The sequence below is a fragment of the Flavobacterium sp. GNP008 genome (assembly GCF_056428965.1).
In genome coordinates this window covers 135,391-152,517 of record NZ_JBWJVL010000002.1, presented here as the reverse complement: position 1 = coordinate 152,517, position 17,127 = coordinate 135,391, and the positions used below count along the sequence as shown (strand labels likewise).

15 protein-coding genes and 1 other RNA gene are annotated in these 17,127 nt (G+C 33.7%); 11 read left to right on the top strand and 5 right to left on the bottom strand.

The features are described from left to right. The first annotated feature begins 1 nt into the window (after position 1). Positions 2 to 634, top strand: a complete 633-nt coding sequence (locus tag AC0608_RS07065; RefSeq protein ID WP_417959952.1) for a hypothetical protein — start codon at positions 2 to 4, stop codon at positions 632 to 634. An 89-nt stretch (positions 635 to 723) separates the two neighbouring features. Continuing rightward, positions 724 to 1,143, top strand: coding sequence for a DoxX family protein (locus tag AC0608_RS07060; RefSeq protein ID WP_417959951.1), 420 nt, complete (start codon positions 724 to 726; stop codon positions 1,141 to 1,143). A gap of 49 nt (positions 1,144 to 1,192) precedes the next feature. Here AC0608_RS07060 and AC0608_RS07055 read toward each other — a convergent pair whose 3' ends face one another. After that, positions 1,193 to 2,242 carry an AMP-binding protein gene (locus AC0608_RS07055; RefSeq protein WP_478288582.1) on the bottom strand — a complete coding sequence of 350 codons (1,050 nt, stop codon included), beginning with the start codon at positions 2,240 to 2,242 and terminating at the stop codon, positions 1,193 to 1,195. Positions 2,243 to 2,281: 39 nt separating this feature from the next. Then, the gene (locus AC0608_RS07050) at positions 2,282 to 3,193 is read right to left on the bottom strand and encodes a CPBP family intramembrane glutamic endopeptidase (protein WP_417959949.1); all 912 of its coding nucleotides are present in this window, start codon (positions 3,191 to 3,193) and stop codon (positions 2,282 to 2,284) included. A gap of 107 nt (positions 3,194 to 3,300) precedes the next feature. On the opposite strand from AC0608_RS07050, the gene arsC reads away from it, so the two are divergent. Beyond that, a complete protein-coding gene (gene arsC / locus AC0608_RS07045) occupies positions 3,301 to 3,645 on the top strand; it encodes an arsenate reductase (glutaredoxin) (protein WP_478288581.1) in 345 nt (114 codons plus the stop codon). 97 nt (positions 3,646 to 3,742) lie between these two features. Continuing rightward, positions 3,743 to 6,199 carry a TonB-dependent receptor gene (locus AC0608_RS07040; RefSeq protein WP_478288580.1) on the top strand — a complete coding sequence of 819 codons (2,457 nt, stop codon included), beginning with the start codon at positions 3,743 to 3,745 and terminating at the stop codon, positions 6,197 to 6,199. A 113-nt stretch (positions 6,200 to 6,312) separates the two neighbouring features. Here AC0608_RS07040 and AC0608_RS07035 read toward each other — a convergent pair whose 3' ends face one another. After that, the gene (locus tag AC0608_RS07035) at positions 6,313 to 6,477 is read right to left on the bottom strand and encodes a hypothetical protein (RefSeq protein WP_091170588.1); all 165 of its coding nucleotides are present in this window, start codon (positions 6,475 to 6,477) and stop codon (positions 6,313 to 6,315) included. A gap of 274 nt (positions 6,478 to 6,751) precedes the next feature. Here AC0608_RS07035 and fumC point away from each other — a divergent pair, with 274 nt between their 5' ends. After that, entirely contained in the window at positions 6,752 to 8,149 is a 1,398-nt protein-coding gene (gene fumC, locus AC0608_RS07030; protein WP_478288579.1) for a class II fumarate hydratase, read from the top strand. A 196-nt stretch (positions 8,150 to 8,345) separates the two neighbouring features. Here fumC and AC0608_RS07025 read toward each other — a convergent pair whose 3' ends face one another. Both AC0608_RS07025 and AC0608_RS07020 read right to left on the bottom strand, forming a co-directional pair. Then, a complete protein-coding gene (locus AC0608_RS07025) occupies positions 8,346 to 9,353 on the bottom strand; it encodes an LLM class flavin-dependent oxidoreductase (RefSeq protein ID WP_478288578.1) in 1,008 nt (335 codons plus the stop codon). A gap of 172 nt (positions 9,354 to 9,525) precedes the next feature. Continuing rightward, on the bottom strand, positions 9,526 to 10,728 hold the full coding sequence (locus AC0608_RS07020; RefSeq protein WP_417959944.1) for an NAD(P)-dependent oxidoreductase: 1,203 nt from the start codon (positions 10,726 to 10,728) through the stop codon (positions 9,526 to 9,528). A 250-nt stretch (positions 10,729 to 10,978) separates the two neighbouring features. On the opposite strand from AC0608_RS07020, the gene AC0608_RS07015 reads away from it, so the two are divergent. The 6 genes from AC0608_RS07015 (at position 10,979) to gnd (ending at position 17,120) form a co-directional block, all read left to right on the top strand. Continuing rightward, a complete protein-coding gene (locus AC0608_RS07015; RefSeq protein ID WP_478288577.1) occupies positions 10,979 to 12,178 on the top strand; it encodes a serine hydrolase domain-containing protein in 1,200 nt (399 codons plus the stop codon). Positions 12,179 to 12,286: 108 nt separating this feature from the next. Continuing rightward, positions 12,287 to 12,683, top strand: a transfer-messenger RNA (tmRNA) gene (ssrA, locus tag AC0608_RS07010). 541 nt (positions 12,684 to 13,224) lie between these two features. After that, entirely contained in the window at positions 13,225 to 14,112 is an 888-nt protein-coding gene (locus AC0608_RS07005; RefSeq protein WP_478288576.1) for an AraC family transcriptional regulator, read from the top strand. Between the two features lie 272 nt (positions 14,113 to 14,384). Further along, a complete protein-coding gene (gene hxlB, locus AC0608_RS07000; protein WP_417959808.1) occupies positions 14,385 to 14,951 on the top strand; it encodes a 6-phospho-3-hexuloisomerase in 567 nt (188 codons plus the stop codon). Positions 14,952 to 14,997: 46 nt separating this feature from the next. Then, positions 14,998 to 15,639: a 3-hexulose-6-phosphate synthase gene (gene hxlA, locus AC0608_RS06995; RefSeq protein ID WP_132002728.1), complete on the top strand. Its 642-nt coding sequence runs from the start codon at positions 14,998 to 15,000 to the stop codon at positions 15,637 to 15,639. Positions 15,640 to 15,713: 74 nt separating this feature from the next. Then, positions 15,714 to 17,120, top strand: coding sequence for an NADP-dependent phosphogluconate dehydrogenase (gene gnd / locus AC0608_RS06990; protein WP_478288575.1), 1,407 nt, complete (start codon positions 15,714 to 15,716; stop codon positions 17,118 to 17,120). Positions 17,121 to 17,127: the final 7 nt, after the last annotated feature.

Sequence of the window (17,127 nt, the reverse complement as noted above, 5' to 3'; positions counted from 1 at the left end):
AATGAAAAAGATTTTGGTTCCACTACTAAGTATTGTAATATTTATAGGTCAGTCTATATGTGCACAAATTAAACCTGAAAACCCCATTACTTCAAAGGAAGCTAAACCAGTTTATTTTGAAGCAGGAATCAATGCCTCTTTGCCGGTTCATATAGAAATGTATCGTACCCATAGGCTGGGAATAGGCTTCAATACACGAATAGGGAAAATAATTTCTAGAAAATTAGAACTGGGAATTCGATTGGATTATGATTACCGTTTTATCCGGAAAAATACTCGAATACTTACCTCTGAAAGCACATTACAAGAAAGAGCCAGTCACAACAACTTTAGTCTCTTTTGCCTTAAGCCTAATGTCCAGTTTAACATGAATTCAAAATGGTTTTGGGGTGCCGAAACCGGGATTGGATATGCACTATCTGATGAAGACAGTAAGATTGGGCTGGGGTTTGTATCAGAATACGCCAGTGACCAGCAATTTGGATGGTGTTCAGGCTTATATTTGGGGAGGTATTTTATGATTAATCCCAATAAGAATAAATTAGGGTTGTCAATGAATCTAACTCAATTTTTAGCTCATGGTCATGCAGAAAATAGCCTTGGTCTGAAAATCAATTATCGCTTCTTAAATTAGAAAAATAATGGCTTATAATTATTAAAAAAAATAAATCCATTTAATTAAAAATCAGTAACTTAGTGTTAAATATCTAAAACTTCAAAATCATGAACAATGTGAAAAACTTAAATAAGTGGGCTAATGGCCATACGTATTTAACAGTAGATTTAGCCCGAATAGCACTTGGCATCTTTTTATTTATGAAAGGTATTTATTTTATAACAAACATTAAATATTTACATGATTTAATATCCCCAATAGATACTATTGGGGGAGGAATGTTCCTTATTCATTACATAGCTCCGGCACATTTGGTAGGAGGAATTATGATCGGATTTGGTTTACTTACACGCTGGGCAATACTAGCACAATTGCCTATATTAATAGGAGCTATAATTGTAAATTTTCTGGGAGAAAATTTGCCCAATTTACTGCTGGCAGTTCTCACGTTAGGGATATGTATTGCTTTTTTATTTTATGGAAGTGGCAAAAATTCTGCTGATTATTATTTTAAAATGGAGCAATGATAAACTTAGAGATAGCTAAATTATAATCCATTTCTATTTTTAACAACCATTAAATGCTTTCTAAAATTTCTTTCCTTTTTATTTTTCCGTTTTCGGTTTCGGCAAAATTTGCTACATAAAATACGTGTCTTGGTTTTTCATATTTATCCAAACAATCAAAAATATTTTCATCTAACGTTTGATTCTGACCCTCTATTACTAAAACTAATTTTTCGCCTAAATCAACATCCTCAATTCCCGTTACAAAAAATCTGGAATTAATTTTATGAGACAATTTATCCTCAATTTTTTCTGGTATTAGTTTAATGCCTCCACTATTAATTATGTTATCCATTCTGCCTAAAAAAACAAACTGGTTCTCGCCTACTAATTCTACTAAATCATTGGTTATAATAGATTCATTTGAAATTTTAGCAGCATCAATAACCAAACAATTTCGATCGTCTTTAGTGATTTTTATATCCGGTAAGACAGAGAAAGCTTCCTCTCCTATTTGCTTTGCAGCAATATGAGTAATCGTTTCAGTCATTCCATAGGTTTCATAAACCTTTGTTTTTAGATTAGAAAGTCCCTTCGCCAATCCATTACTCAACTTTGCACCTCCAATGATCATCTTTTTTACATTGTTTAGTACTTCTAACGAGTTTTGGGCTTGCAATGGTACCATGGCTACAAAATCATACTTACTATCATTGTGTAACATAGGATGTGAACTTGGCGCTACAAAATCAATATCAAGTCCCAGAATGAAGCTTCTCACAAACATCATTTTTCCAGCTATGTATTTGGTTGGTAAACAATGTAATGCTTTATCACCCGGTTGTAAATCAAAAAAATCGCCCGTGGCAATTGCAGAATTAACCATAGCTTGTTTTTCAATTCGTATTAGTTTAGGTTTTCCTGTTGTCCCTGAAGTATTCAATTCAAGAAAAGATTTATTGTCAAACCAATCCAGTATAAAATCGCCAACGGATTTTTCATATTCTTCTCCTTCTTTAATAAAACTATAAGCTACTCGGCATAAATCATTTCGATCTAAATGAAATCCATTCAATTTAAATAGATTATGCACATTATGATAGGTGATGGTATTGGTCATGATGGTGTGTGTTTTTAAAATTATCTAAAGTTATAATCCTTAGATTTTACCAGTTAACTTTTCTTTCCAGTTGGTCCAGTTGTATTTTTTACTAAAGATAAATAAAAGAATTGGGTAAATTATTACAACCGGAAAAATAACATCCAATCCTGCTGATGGATCTGAAATATCTTTTAATATTGAATGTGTTTGAAAAGCAGACCAATCCGAAGTTACAAGCAAAGCCCCCACTAAATTATTAGCGGCATGAAATCCCAAAGCGAGTTCCATTCCCTCATCCATCAGAGTAAGAATACCCAAAAACAAACCCGTCCCTATATAATAAACCAAAACAATAGGACCAATCTTAGCTACCTCAGGATTAAAAAAATGCATTCCACCAAAAATAAGGGAAGTCATTAGCAAGGGAAACCATTTGTTTTTAGCCAAATTAGCAAATCCTTGCATTAAATATCCTCTAAAAATGTACTCCTCAGAACTGGTTTGAATAGGAATGAGAAGGATTCCTATTACAGCCAAAATAGCAAATGGGATGGGTTTAAAGTTGATTATAAAATCACTTGGATTATAAAAATAGAATAACATTGTGGTTACAATTGTAAATACAGCCCAAATCGAAAATGAAAATACAATTCTTTTCCAATCTACTTTATTTCTTGATGTCGTTACAGAAAGAAGCGTCTGATGGTGAAGATAACGCATTACTAAAAAAATTCCAAGCATAGTAACAACGAATGAAATCAGTATCAAAAATAAAGTTAAATTGGGCTCGAAAAATTGCATTACTGCTTTATCATTTGTAGGATACGGTTTGCCATTGAAAAATGTTTCGTACATAATAGCAATCAATATTGGCATCTGACCAATAAATGACGCAAAAATCAGGAGTACTGATCCTAAAATATATTTCCAAAATTTATTTTCTGATTTAAAACCTTGTTCTATAAACATGAATTTTTAGTTTAATTTTATACCTGATTAGTTTAACAAATGTTATTTTTGTTACACTTGAAACAACCCTACAATTTTAATTAGTATTAATATAAATACAATAAAAGATGATACAAATATACCATAATTCACGCTGCGGAAAATCTAGAAGTTGCTTAGCACTTGTAGAGAAAACAAAAAAAGAATTTGAAGTTATAAATTATTTGACAACCCCACCTTCATTTGAAGAGTTATCCAATATCCTTCAAAAACTAAATATCGCACCTGGGGAATTGGTACGCCGAAAAGAAAAAATTTGGATAGAAAATTTTAAAGACCAAAAAATGAGTAGTGAACAAATTATTCAAGCGATGATTTCTCATCCTATTCTAATAGAAAGACCTATTGTTCTCCGTGGGAATAAAGCAATAATAGGAAGAGATTTAGAAAAAGTGGCTGTTTTCATATCTTAGATCTATTTTTCTCAAATTAACATTTATTTGTGATTTGTAAGATTAAACCAAATCCTTTTTTTATATTCTAATACCTGTAACCATAGTTTTTTTAAAAATGAAAAAAATAAATCCCGTTTTAATTCTTGTTCTCTTTTTTACAACCCTATTCAGTTTTGCCCAAGAAGGTCCAATTGTACCAAAAATTAAAATTACAGGAAAGGTAATCGAAAAAATAAGCAAACAACCGCTTGAATATGCTACCATAACTTTTTTAACTCCCAACAATCCTAAACCAGTTGCCGGTGGTATTACAAACCCAAAGGGAGAATTTGACATTGAAATTAAACCCGGTGTTTATGATATAAAAATTGAATTTATATCTTTTAAAGTAAATGAAATTAAACAAAAAAATCTTCAGTCAAGTTTAAGTTTAGGTTTAATTAGCTTGGAAGAAGATGCCAATCAATTGAATGAGGTTATTATTCGTTCCGAAAAAACCACAGTTGAAATAAAATTAGATAAAAAAGTATATAACGTAGGGAATGACCTTATGGTAAAAGGTGGAACCGTGAGTGACGTTTTAGACAACATTCCGTCTGTTTCAGTAGATGTTGAAGGAAATATAAGCCTTCGTGGCAATGAAAATGTTAGGGTCTTAATTGACGGCAGACCTTCAAATGCCATCAATATTGCTGAAGCATTGCGATTAATTCCTGCGGATGCAATTGAAAAAGTAGAAGTAATCACAAATCCTTCTGCAAGATATGATGCTGAAGGCGGAGGAGGTTTATTGAATATTATTTTGAAAAAAGGAAAAAATTTAGGGCTAAATGGAACTTTTATTGCTTCAACAGGATACCCTGAAAATAATGGTTTGAGCGGAACATTAAACTACAAATCAAAAAACTTTAATCTTTTCACAACACAAGGATATAATAAACGCAACAGTCCTGGTAATGCAATTACTAATACCGATTACTTAAATTCTGATAACTCGATTAATAATTCTGTAGATGAAAGCAGAGTAAATGATCGATACAATAAAGGCTATAACGGAAATTTTGGAATGGAATGGTATTTAAACGAATCAACTGCTTGGACAAATACCTTCAATTATCGAAAAAGTATAGGGGATAATCGTGATAACGTTTTTCAAGACTATTTTGAAGGAGACAATACTTTTGATTACAGCCGCAATCGAATCAATTTAGAAAGTAGTGATAGTGAAAATGTAGAGTTTGCCACTAATTTCACTAAAAAGTTTAAAAAAGATGGCCATAAATTAACTATTGACGGTTCGTTTTCTACAAGTGATGATATTAATAATGCCGTGATTACAGATAGAGCCACCAATACTAATGTGGTAAAATTTGATAACACCATCAATAACCAAAATCAAAGCAGAAATTTACTACAAATGGATTATGTCTTGCCTTTTGGAAAAGGAAGTCAGTTTGAAGCAGGTTATCGTGGTGACTTTTCAAAATTATTAACGGATTACCAAGTTAAAAATGACGGAGTCATTAATACTAATTTCACAAATACATTAGAATACAATGAAAAAATAAATGCTGTATACACACAATATGGTATGAAAATAAATAAATTCTCAGCATTATTCGGATTGCGTTTTGAAGATTCAAACATTGACATCAATCAATTGGCTACGAATGATTTTAATACTAAAAAATACAACAACTTCTTTCCAAGTGCCTTCTTCACTTATGAGATTTCAGATAAAAGCAGTGCTTCTGTAAGCTACAGCCGAAGAATACAAAGACCAAGAGGCCGAATGTTAAACCCCTTCAGCAACTTATCCAGTAACATCAATATTTTTGTTGGAAATCCAGATTTAGATCCGGCATTTTCAGATGCTATTGACTTTGGTTATATCAAAAGATGGGAAAAATTAACCTTTAATACTTCCTTGTATGTAAATAAAACAACAGATGTTTTTCAATTTGCCAGAAGAGAATCGGGAGATTTTGTCAATGGAATTCCCGTAACAATTAGTTCCCCAATTAATCTAGCTACAGAATTCAGAGCAGGGTTTGAATTTACCTTAAATTATTCCCCATATAAATGGTGGAAATTAAACGGAAATTTCAATTTCTTCAGAAACGAAACACAAGGAGATTTTGTCTATACTGATTTTAACAATAACGTAATTACACAAAATTTTGACAACATCGCAACCTCATGGTTTACTAGGATCACTTCAAAAGTTACCTTACCATATAAAATTGACTGGCAAACAAATGCTACTTATAATGGCCCTCAAAACAATGCTCAAGGCAGAAGTTTAGGTATATTTAGTGCAAACTTAGCCTTTAGCAAAGACATACTGAAAGACAAAGGAACCCTTTCATTCAATATTAGTGATGTGTTCAATTCAAGAAAAAGAATGATGGAAACATTCCTTCCAGGATTTGCAAGTTCTTACAGTGAAATGCAGTGGAGAGAAAGACAATTTAGTTTATCCTTTACATATCGTTTTAACAAACCAAAAAACGAAAAAGAAAAACAGCCTAGAAAAACGCAAAATGATAATGAAGGGGATTACCAAGGATAATAATGTAAAGACTCCTGAAAATGGGTCTTTTTTACTCACCCTTAGATCATTAAAAAAATATGCATAAAAAAAGGACTCATTTTCATGAGTCCTTTTTTTATTTAACAAACAGATTAAACTGATTGTTCTTTCTTTGCTTTTCTTTCTTTATACATTTCCCATAAAGCACCGCCAATCCAATATTGAACGAAACCTACAAGAAAAAACATTAACCAAAATCCTATAGTAAGAATGGTTAAGAAAAGTAAAAAGCCTAAATACTGTGAAAATTCAAACATGTTTTCCGGAATTTTTGAATGTAGCCACAAATGTAAGTTTAATTCCTTTTCTTACCAATAAAAAAACATAAAAACTACCAATCAATTTTTATAAAAAAGGAATTATCCGTAGTTTTGAACTCGTAATTTGGAGTTATTTCCTGCTATTTACTTCATCTTTTGTTTTTGGTAACAAAAAGAAAAGGATTTTCATTAGTATCGGGGCTCATAAAAATTATTATAAACGAACTTACAAGTTAAAAAGCCAATAATCACTTACTCAAATATACACAAAATGAAATTTAGAATAGAAAAAGACACCATGGGTGAAGTTCAAGTTCCTGCTGACAAGTATTGGGGCGCGCAAACAGAACGTTCTCGCAATAACTTTAAAATAGGTTCATCAGCTTCGATGCCAAAAGAAATTATCGAAGGTTTCGCTTATCTTAAAAAAGCTGCGGCTTACGCCAATTGCGATTTAGGAGTATTGCCAATCGAAAAAAGAGATGCTATCGCTGCTGTATGTGACGAAATTTTAGCCGGAAAACTGGACACTGAATTTCCTTTGGTCATTTGGCAAACCGGCTCCGGAACGCAAAGTAATATGAACGTGAACGAGGTAGTTGCGAATCGTGCACAAGTTTTAAAAGGGTTCAACATTGGCGAAGGCGAACAATTTATTAAAGCCAATGACGATGTAAATAAATCACAATCTTCAAATGACACCTTCCCAACAGGAATGCACATTGCTGCTTATAAAGCAGTTGTTGAAGTTACAATTCCTGGTGTTGAGAAATTAAGAGATACGCTTCATGCCAAAGCAGTTGAATTTAATACTGTGGTAAAAATTGGTCGTACCCATTTAATGGATGCAACACCACTAACCTTAGGTCAAGAAATTTCAGGATATGTAGCTCAGCTAAACTATGGTCTAAAAGCAGTTAAAAATACGTTGGCACACTTATCAGAAGTAGCTTTAGGAGGAACTGCAGTAGGAACTGGATTAAATACTCCAGAAGGATATGACGTAAAAGTAGCCGCATATATCGCTGAATTTACTGGACATCCGTTTGTTACTGCCGAAAACAAATTTGAAGCTTTAGCAGCACACGATGCCATCGTAGAAACACATGGTGCCTTAAAACAACTGGCCGTTTCATTGAATAAAATTGCCAATGATATACGTATGCTAGCTTCTGGACCTCGTTCAGGAATTGGAGAAATCATTATTCCTGAAAATGAGCCAGGTTCTTCTATCATGCCAGGAAAAGTAAATCCAACACAATGTGAAGCCTTGACTATGGTTTGCGCACAAGTAATGGGCAATGATGTTGCCATTTCTGTTGGTGGAATGCAAGGACATTATGAATTGAATGTTTTCAAACCATTAATGGCTGCAAACTTTTTACAATCAGCCCGTTTACTAGGTGATGCTTGTTTGTCGTTTGATGAACATTGCGCTCAAGGAATTGCACCAAACTACAAGCGAATTAAAGAATTAGTTGACAATTCATTGATGTTAGTTACTGCTTTAAATACGAAAATCGGGTACTACAAATCAGCTGAAATTGCTCAAACAGCCCATAAAAACGGAACAACGCTCAAAGAAGAAGCGGTACGTCTAGGGTATGTCACACCAGAAGATTTTGATGCTTGGGTAAAACCAGAAGATATGGTTGGAAGCCTTAAATAAATAAATAATTAATTATTAATACTTAATTTTTAATGCGTTATAAACAATAAACCCTGCAACTTACATTGCAGGGTTTATTGTTTAATTTATTTCATAACAAAATCTAGAATTGAGCTTCTTAGATCCACCTACAAGACTTGTACGGTTTAAATTTCTCAAAATATACGTTATTTAAGTTTAAAAAAAAGTACAAATGCTATGTAATATTGATTTTATCAATAACTTCCTTCATTAGTTGTACACTCTTTAATTTATCATTCTGGTTAAAAATGGGGCTGGTAATCATCAATTCATCAATACGTGTGTAATCAATAAATTGCTTCAATTCAGTTTCTAAATTCTTTTTACTACCCACAAACGAACAAGAAGTCATTTGGTTTACATGAAAATGTTCTTCTTCACTCATAATTCCATCCATAGAATCTAAAGGAGGCTGCAATGGCTTTCTGTCATTCCGAATCAAATTCAGAAACATTAGAGTCAAACTAGTTGCTAATTTCTCGGCTTCCTCGTCTGTATCAGCCGCTATTGCATTGACACATGCCATCGTTTTAGCCTGTTCTAAAAATTTAGAAGGCTTAAAATTTTCTCGATAAAACTCAAAAGCCTGATACATTTGTTTTGGAGCAAAATGTCCTGCAAAAGCATACGGTAATCCATTAGAAGCAGCCAAAGCAGCACTATCCATACTAGAACCTAAAATCCAAATGGGAACATTCGTTCCTTCTGCTGGAAAGGCGCGAACTTTTGCAGTAGCATTTTCCTCTGAGAAAAATTCTTGAAGTGCTGCAACATTTTGAGGAAAGCGCTGCGATTGCTCGAAGAAATCTTTTCGAATAGCTTGTGCGGTTAATCCATCCGTTCCAGGTGCCCTACCCAATCCTAAATCAATACGGTTTGGATATAGAATTTCAAGAGTTCCAAATTGTTCTGCTACAATTAACGGAGCATGATTGGGTAACATTATTCCGCCGGAACCTACCTTAATATTTTGAGTTTGACTAGCGATATAGCCAATAAGGACTACCGTTGCAGTACTGGCTACATGTGCCATATTATGATGTTCCGCTAACCAAAATCTATTGTACCCTAAACTATCTGCCTGTTGAGCAAGTGCTGTTGTTTTTTGGAATGTTTCTTTTGCATCACTATCTTGTGTAATTATAGCTAATTCTAATATAGAAATTGGAATGTTTTTTTTCATTATCAAGGTCAAGTTTTGCTCAAAATTAGTCATTTCCCTTTGAGCCAAAAATTATGTGGTGTTAATTGAATTATAATGTTTGACAAAGCGCGTATTCATTTAGCATTCAAAAATCCATAAAAAAACCTGTAATTTACAGTACAGGTTTAGAATCTATTTAAACGAATAGGATTTATTTACCATCCACATAATCTTGTAAATAACTAAATCTTGGGGTTAGCTTTCCGTTTTCAGTAATTTTTGCTCTTACTAAAATACCGTCCTTATCTTCGTTAAAAAAAGCAGGAATAACATGTTCCATAAACATTTCTCCAAAACCTTCACTAGAATCTTTAGGCAATTCACAGGGTAAATTATCGACTGCCATAACCACAATTGCTGCAGGATGAAAAACGTCTACTTCTTTATGATCGTTTGGTAAATACCCGTACAATGGTTCTGCAATTGTAGATGACCGGAGCGTGCAGGCTATCGGGCCATTAACATCACAGGAAACATCAGCAACTACTTTGATCTTGCAATCGTTCGATTGTAGCATTTCCCGAGTAAGAATCACCGGAGCCTCATTTGCATGAAAATGTCCCGTAATGTAAATATCAGATACTCTTGTAAATTTTTCAAAATCAGAAACGTATTCTGTTGGATTCTGATAAAAATCCGTGAAATCCAAAATTTGCCCATCTTTGCGCTTGTTATATTCTAAAACATCTATTTGAGTATAAACGGGCTGTGAATAGTTTTTGGTTAAATAATTTTCTACTGAAACTTCCTTTATTTTTATAGCATCCAGAATTTCTTTAGCACCGTTCCCCACTTTACCTGTTCCAGTAATAACCAATTTTAAAGGCGGCAATACCACTCTTTTCAAATGCGTAATCAGTGCTTCTTTACCCTCAAGCGTTTCCGCTTTTGGTAATTTAAACAATTCAAATTTGACACCAAAAGCACGAATACTATTGTAAGCTCCCACAATTCCAGCGTATCTTCCAAAACCAATTAACCTGCGGTTTTGTTCGTCTACAATAGTTTCGTAATCGTACAAATCAATATTTTTTTCCAAAATTGCTTGTAACAACTTTCTATTGTATGGCTGTTTTTTTATAGTATGAGAAAAAAAGAAATATGTTTTGTTAGCAATCAAATTTTCTACGGGTACTTCTTTTACTCCAAACAAAATATCGCAATCACTACAATCGTCAATCAATTCAATCGCGAGATTTTCATACTGCTTATCTGTAAAAACCCTAATATCAGAGCGCTCCACGTGTACTGAGACATTTTGATACTGTTGTTTTAACTTTATTAATTCATTAGGAGAGAAAACAACTCTTCTGTCTGGCGGGCTTTTTCTTTCTTTTAAAATTCCAAATTTCATGTGTAAAGAATGCTTATGATTTATATTAATATAACTTTATTAAGTTTATTTGTTACAAATATAACAATTTAAACTAAATTCAATTTATTTTTTTTATTAAATTTAATAGTTTGAAAACTACTATTGACTGATGCACAAAATGATACAAAATTTTTGATAATTAACCATTAATAAAATAGTGTTAAGGTTTAAAAAAACAAGGTATCAAAACACATTGATTCTATATATTTGCCTCACTAGCACTACTGAAATGAACTTTATAAAAAAAACAAAGATACTACATATATTTATCCTCTTTTTGGTTTTAAGCTCTTGTGACAAAGAGAAAAAGAAAGTTGAATTAAAAGATGCTGAACTTCCAAAGAGTACACTCCCGAAGATGAAGCCGTTAACAAAAGCTGAGCCCAAATTAACGGCGGAATACATCAATGCAAAAAAACTTCAAATCGACTCTTTTTATAAAAAAAACTGGCCAAATAATAGTGCCAACGGCAGTTTTCTGGTAGCAAAAAACGGCCAAATTATTTATGAAAAATACGAAGGAAACTCTAATTTCAGGGACAAAACATTAATTACGCCCTTTACGCCTCTTCACATCGCATCTGTCAGTAAGGTAATTACTGCAACTGCAATTTTGAAATTAGTAAATGCCAAAAGAATCGAATTAGATCAAAAAGTAAATACAATTCTAAAGGAATTTCCTTATCCAGATGTTACAATAAAGACCTTATTGAATCACAGAAGTGGTATGCGTAATTACGCCTATTTTACAGATCGAGACAAAACAATTTGGGATAGAAACAACATCCTCAGTAATCAGGATATCTTGACAATTATGGCTACTAAAGAAATTGGTTTAGAGTTCAAGACCGACACCCGTTTTAGTTATTGCAATACTAATTATGCGATGTTGGCACTAATCATTGAAAAAATAACAAAACTCTCCTATAAAGAAGCCATGAAACAAATCATTTTCAAGCCCCTTGGGATGAAAAACACCTATGTATTTGATTATGAAAAAGATAAGGACACTGCTGTTACTTCTTATAAAGGGAACAAAGTGGAAATTGGTAAAGATTACTTGGATGCGGTTTATGGAGATAAGAATATCTATTCAACACCACGGGATTTATTGAAATTTGATAGAGCGAGAAACAGTTCTACTTTTTTAACCCCTGAACTACAAAGTCAAGTATACAAAGGGTATAGTAATGAACGCAAAGGAACTAAAAATTATGGTCTTGGGATTCGAATGATAAACTGGGAGACGGGACAAAATTTTTATTTTCACAACGGTTGGTGGCATGGAAACACATCAGCTTATATTACTTTAAGAAAAGAAGGCGTTACCATAATAGCACTATCTAATAAATTTACTAGAAAAACCTATGACGTAAGGAAATTAGCTGTTTTATTTGGTGACTACCCATTCAAATTAAGAGATAATTAAAATAAAAATCCTTTTTATAATTGACTTGCATATTTAGCGATCCAAATTCAAGTTTAAAAGTGTACATTTGCAAACTCAAAATTCAAATCCGTATTTTGAAATAAAAAAGGGGTCGACTGGTTTTGACAGCAAGTCGAATTGATAAGTAAGCACGTCGAGCATTGAGACCTTGCTCGTAAATATAAGATCTTACAATTTTACACGGCGAAAATAACTACGCTTTAGCTGCATAATCCGAATTATAGTACGATTAAGCCACGTTCCTATCAGATAGGAAAGCTGGATTCCCCTTGAAAGCCTTGGTTTGTGGCGTTCAGTTCAGGGGAACCGTAAAAATAAACCTAGATTTCCATGAGCTTCGGGTGGATTTCAAAATTAAGAAGATACGTATCGTGTGGCTGTTTCTGGCCTAGCACAATATCGAAAACTCAATCAGAAAATAAACGCGTAGAAAGCTTTTTAGTTGCTTGTTTGGACCCGAGTTCGATTCTCGGCGACTCCACGAAATAGCCTGTAATCAATAAACATACAGGCTATTTTTATTTTAATTCAATGGTTTTACTTAATATTTAAGTCTTAATAATTCTTTCTTTTTAGAATTATCTTATTATATAAAAAAGTTGTATCTGCTCAATTCAATTCAGTAGGGTAATGACAAAAAAATCCCTGAAGACAAAAACCAATAGTACCCCAGTTGCACTTGAATAGCTTGCTGAGTTTAACCATTTTTCATTAAAAAGGTAAAATAAAAATTCTTACTACTGATTCAATAATTGTATTGAATCTAATTTAAGCCTAATTTTAAGCTAAATCATTCTCATAAATTGAGAAAAGCGTATATTTGACATCTATCTTTTTTAAATAAATTTTCTTCTACTGCGTTTTTTTATACTATACATCGATTATAAATCTATTAACATATTATAACTAGAAAAACACTTGTGTCCAATAAGCTAATTGAATTTAATAAATTATAGTTACAAGTATTATCGTTTGCTTAAAGTTGGTAATTGGAGCGCGCTATGCAGTTAAATATAAAATATCACATGGACTTAAAAAGGTTTGAGATTAAGAAAAATATTCAAAAAACGGATGATAAAAATTTGTCTTTCCGCGTTTTTGACCTCGGGACACAAAGTATTCAAGATTATTTGAAACCACATAAAAAAGATCATTTTTGTATTATTTTAGTGGAGTCTGGAACTATTAAAATACATATCGAAGACAAAATATATTTATTAAATTCAGGAAAAATAGCCGTTATATTTCCGGATCAAATTCATTTTTTGTTAAATCAGAGTACAGATCTGACTGGTAAAATTATATTATTTGAAGAAGTGCTGTTTTGTTCGGATATATTAAAGAATGAGCTAAGTGCTTATAATGTTAACCTATCGGCACACCTGAATTGTACCGCACTTTCTAACCTTGAATTTGAACAGGTGCTTCCAATTATAAAGAACATACAAGATATCTACAACACTCCCAGCCTTGTTAAAAAGGAACAAGCTCGTTTTTATATTAAGATTTTTCTTTTAGGACTTATAGAATCCATACATGGTCAACATCCAGTCCTACATCCTGATGCGCAAGGACCAGACCAGCAAACTTATATTGACTTTAAAAAACTTTTGAACCATCACTATAAAAGTGAGCGTACTGTACAATACTATGCCTCAAAACTGGCTATCAGTACTAAAAAACTCAATGCGCTAAATAAAAAATATTCAGGCGAAACGGCTATAAATGCTATCCACAACCGAATCCTTACAGAAATTAAACGACAATTACTGTTTAGTGATCTCTCACACAAACAAATCGCATTTGACCTTGGGTTCAGTTCCCCATCTGCACTTAATAAATTTGTAAAAGCTAAACTAAAGGAAACGCCAACAGATCTACAAAACGAACTGGCACAAATTTATACCGCATAGTCTTGTTTATATAACATCTTACCCTCACTGCTACAATATCTTTGTATCAGCAATTAATACTATTAAAATAAAGACCCAATGCTGTTGCTAAAACGCGATTTCAGCTTTATTGTTTAGTTTAATGCTGTTGTGGAGGAAATAAAAGAGTATTGTAATTTAATTGCACAATATCCAGAGACTAACACTCGTGAACAGCATGCACAATTACCCAATCGTAGTAGTATGAATGGGAATGGTTAAAGGAACGCATGACTTTACTTAAATAAACAAAAATGAACACGGATACTTTTACAAACAATAATCTGCTTGCTATTTTAGAGGAAAACAGACAATTAGCAAATCAGATAAATCCCCAACAGATAAAGGTTTTGATTCACGAAATTAAAGCAGCCAAACGAATTTTTGTTATGGCAGCTGGCAGGAGCGGACTTGCATTAAAAATGGCGGCCATGCGTTTTATGCATTTAGGCTATACAGTATTTATTGTAGGAGAAACCAATACACCTGCTATTCTAAAAGGAGATTTACTACTTCTGGCATCGGGCTCAGGAACTACATCGTCAGTGCTATCATCTGCAGAGAAAGCGAAGAGTCAACAAGCAACAATTATTGCTATTACTGCCGATGCAAAAAGCAAATTAGCCGTATTGGCAGACACTATTATATTGGTTAACGCTGCTACAAAAACTGACTTCGGTGTTTCTGTCTCTAAGCAATATGCGGGTAGCCTTTTTGAACAGTTTACCTTATTTGTCCTAGAAAGTGTTTTTATGACCTTATGGCAAGAATCTGGTTTGACCAAAGAAGATTTATGGCCCAAACACGCCAACCTGGAATAACGATTTTTTATATTATTTATTATTAATTTTTTTTATACATTTAGACATGACAAAATTACAAGTCGCAATTGATTTACTTACTACAGAAGCAGCATTAGAATTGGCACACAAAGTAGCTCCGTACGTGGACATTATAGAATTAGGCACACCACTAATTAAATCAGAAGGCCTTAAAGTTGTAACAGCAATGAAAGCCGCTTTCCCTGACAAATTAATTTTTGCAGACATGAAAATTGCCGATACTGGTTTCCTAGAAGCAGAAATCGCATTTTTAGCAGGTGCAGATTTAGTTACAGTTATGGGTGCTGTAGATAATGCTACGATAAAAGGAGCGGTAGAAGCTGCAAAAAAACACGGTAAAAAGGTAGTAGTTGATACTATTGGAGTTAAAAATAGAGTAGAAAGAGCGCAAGAGGTTACTGCTTTTGGAGTTGCTTTTGTAGAGTTACATGCTGGTCTTGACGAACAAACATTAGCCGGATACTCAGTACAAACACTTATTAGCGAAGGAAAACTAGCAAAAGTTCCGTTTTCTGTTGCAGGTGGTGTAAACATCGATACAATTAAAGATGTTGTAGCTGCAGGTGCAGATGTAGCTGTTGCAGGTGGTGCCATATATGGTGCTGAAGATCCCGCTGCTGCTGCTAAAGCATTAAAAGAAGCTATAAACAGTGTAACTGTAGCGTAATTATTGGATTAAGGCTGGAATTTACAAATAAATTCCAGCCTTTTTTTTTGTATAATAAATTTAGATAATTAATTATGAAAACATTTGATTTTGGTATAGTGGGCTTAGGGGTAATGGGTCGGAATCTTCTCTTAAATATGGCGGACCAGAAACATGCAGTAGCAGGCTTGGATTTGGATACGGAAAAAGTTTTATCCCTGACACAGGAAGCTAATCCCCAACACCAAATTAAGGCCACAACTGAAGTAAAAGAGTTTCTCGAACTTCTTAAACAACCAAGAGCAATTATGCTATTAGTACCCGCAGGAAAACCTGTGGATACAGTTATTCAAAGCCTACTGCCCTACTTAGATAAAGGAGACATTCTTATCGACGGAGGCAATACTTATTTTACAGATACCGACCGTAGATTTACAGAATTATCAGCCAAAGGAATCCACTTTTTTGGAATGGGTATTTCTGGTGGTGAAAAAGGAGCCCGATTTGGTCCAAGCCTTATGCCCGGCGGAAATAAAGAAGCCTATGAAAGACTACGTCCTATTTTTGAATCCATAGCAGCCCAAGTGGATGGAGAACCTTGTGTAGCATATTTAGGCAACGGATCTGCAGGAAACTACGTAAAAATGGCTCATAACGGAATCGAATACGGTATCATGCAACTTATTTCTGAGGTATATGATCTTATGAAACGAGGGTATGGTCTTGACGATACTACAATTCAAAAAGTATTTGAAGACTGGAATGACACCGAACTTCAATCCTACTTGATTGAAATTACAGGACATATTTTAAAGAAAACAGATGCCGACGGCCAAAAGCTTATAAATGTAATATCGGATTGGGCAAAATCTAAAGGAACCGGAAAATGGACCTCCCAAAATGGGATGGATTTAGAAGTGCCGCTTCCTACTATAGACGCCGCAGTAACCCTGCGTAATATGTCTAAAAACAAACCAGAAAGAATTCAAGCTTCAACAAAATTGGTTTGGAATACGGAACAAAGTAACACTGACCTGCCTTTGGTTATAGAAGCGCTTAAAGGAGCGTTACATTTTTCTATATTAATAACCTATGCTCAAGGATTAGCATTGTTAACCAAAGCTTCTCAAGAGTACAATTACAATCTAAACCTGGAGACCATAGCTAAAATTTGGCGTGGTGGCTGTATTATTCGTTCGGTAGTACTTGAAGATTTCAGACAGGCTTATGCCAAGAACGGAGAACTAAAAAATATACTGCTCGATGATACTATTGCTAAGGCCATAAATGAGAAACAATCCAGCATTAGAGCTACGGTACAATTCGCAGTTCAAAAAGGGATCCCTATTGCGGGTTTAATGAATTCCTTAGCTTATTTTGATGCTTATCGATCTGAAACACTTCCTACTAACCTTATACAAGCGCAGCGTGACTATTTCGGAGCACATACGTATGAGCGCATTGACACTAACGGTATATTTCACACAGAGTGGAATGACTAAATTTTAA

Excerpts from the sequence above, each read along its gene's own strand:
- AC0608_RS07005 (WP_478288576.1), top strand. The coding sequence starts at position 13,225 with ATGGACTTAAAAAGGTTTGAGATTAAGAAAAATATTCAAAAAACGGAT.
- AC0608_RS07020 (WP_417959944.1), bottom strand. The coding sequence starts at position 10,728 with ATGAAATTTGGAATTTTAAAAGAAAGAAAAAGCCCGCCAGACAGAAGA.
- AC0608_RS07035 (WP_091170588.1), bottom strand. The coding sequence starts at position 6,477 with ATGTTTGAATTTTCACAGTATTTAGGCTTTTTACTTTTCTTAACCATT.
- gnd (WP_478288575.1), top strand. The coding sequence starts at position 15,714 with ATGAAAACATTTGATTTTGGTATAGTGGGCTTAGGGGTAATGGGTCGG.
- hxlB (WP_417959808.1), top strand. The coding sequence starts at position 14,385 with ATGAACACGGATACTTTTACAAACAATAATCTGCTTGCTATTTTAGAG.
- hxlA (WP_132002728.1), top strand. The coding sequence starts at position 14,998 with ATGACAAAATTACAAGTCGCAATTGATTTACTTACTACAGAAGCAGCA.
- AC0608_RS07050 (WP_417959949.1), bottom strand. The coding sequence starts at position 3,193 with ATGTTTATAGAACAAGGTTTTAAATCAGAAAATAAATTTTGGAAATAT.
- AC0608_RS07025 (WP_478288578.1), bottom strand. The coding sequence starts at position 9,353 with ATGAAAAAAAACATTCCAATTTCTATATTAGAATTAGCTATAATTACA.
- arsC (WP_478288581.1), top strand. The coding sequence starts at position 3,301 with ATGATACAAATATACCATAATTCACGCTGCGGAAAATCTAGAAGTTGC.
- AC0608_RS07065 (WP_417959952.1), top strand. The coding sequence starts at position 2 with ATGAAAAAGATTTTGGTTCCACTACTAAGTATTGTAATATTTATAGGT.
- AC0608_RS07055 (WP_478288582.1), bottom strand. The coding sequence starts at position 2,242 with ATGACCAATACCATCACCTATCATAATGTGCATAATCTATTTAAATTG.
- fumC (WP_478288579.1), top strand. The coding sequence starts at position 6,752 with ATGAAATTTAGAATAGAAAAAGACACCATGGGTGAAGTTCAAGTTCCT.
- AC0608_RS07060 (WP_417959951.1), top strand. The coding sequence starts at position 724 with ATGAACAATGTGAAAAACTTAAATAAGTGGGCTAATGGCCATACGTAT.
- AC0608_RS07040 (WP_478288580.1), top strand. The coding sequence starts at position 3,743 with ATGAAAAAAATAAATCCCGTTTTAATTCTTGTTCTCTTTTTTACAACC.
- AC0608_RS07015 (WP_478288577.1), top strand. The coding sequence starts at position 10,979 with ATGAACTTTATAAAAAAAACAAAGATACTACATATATTTATCCTCTTT.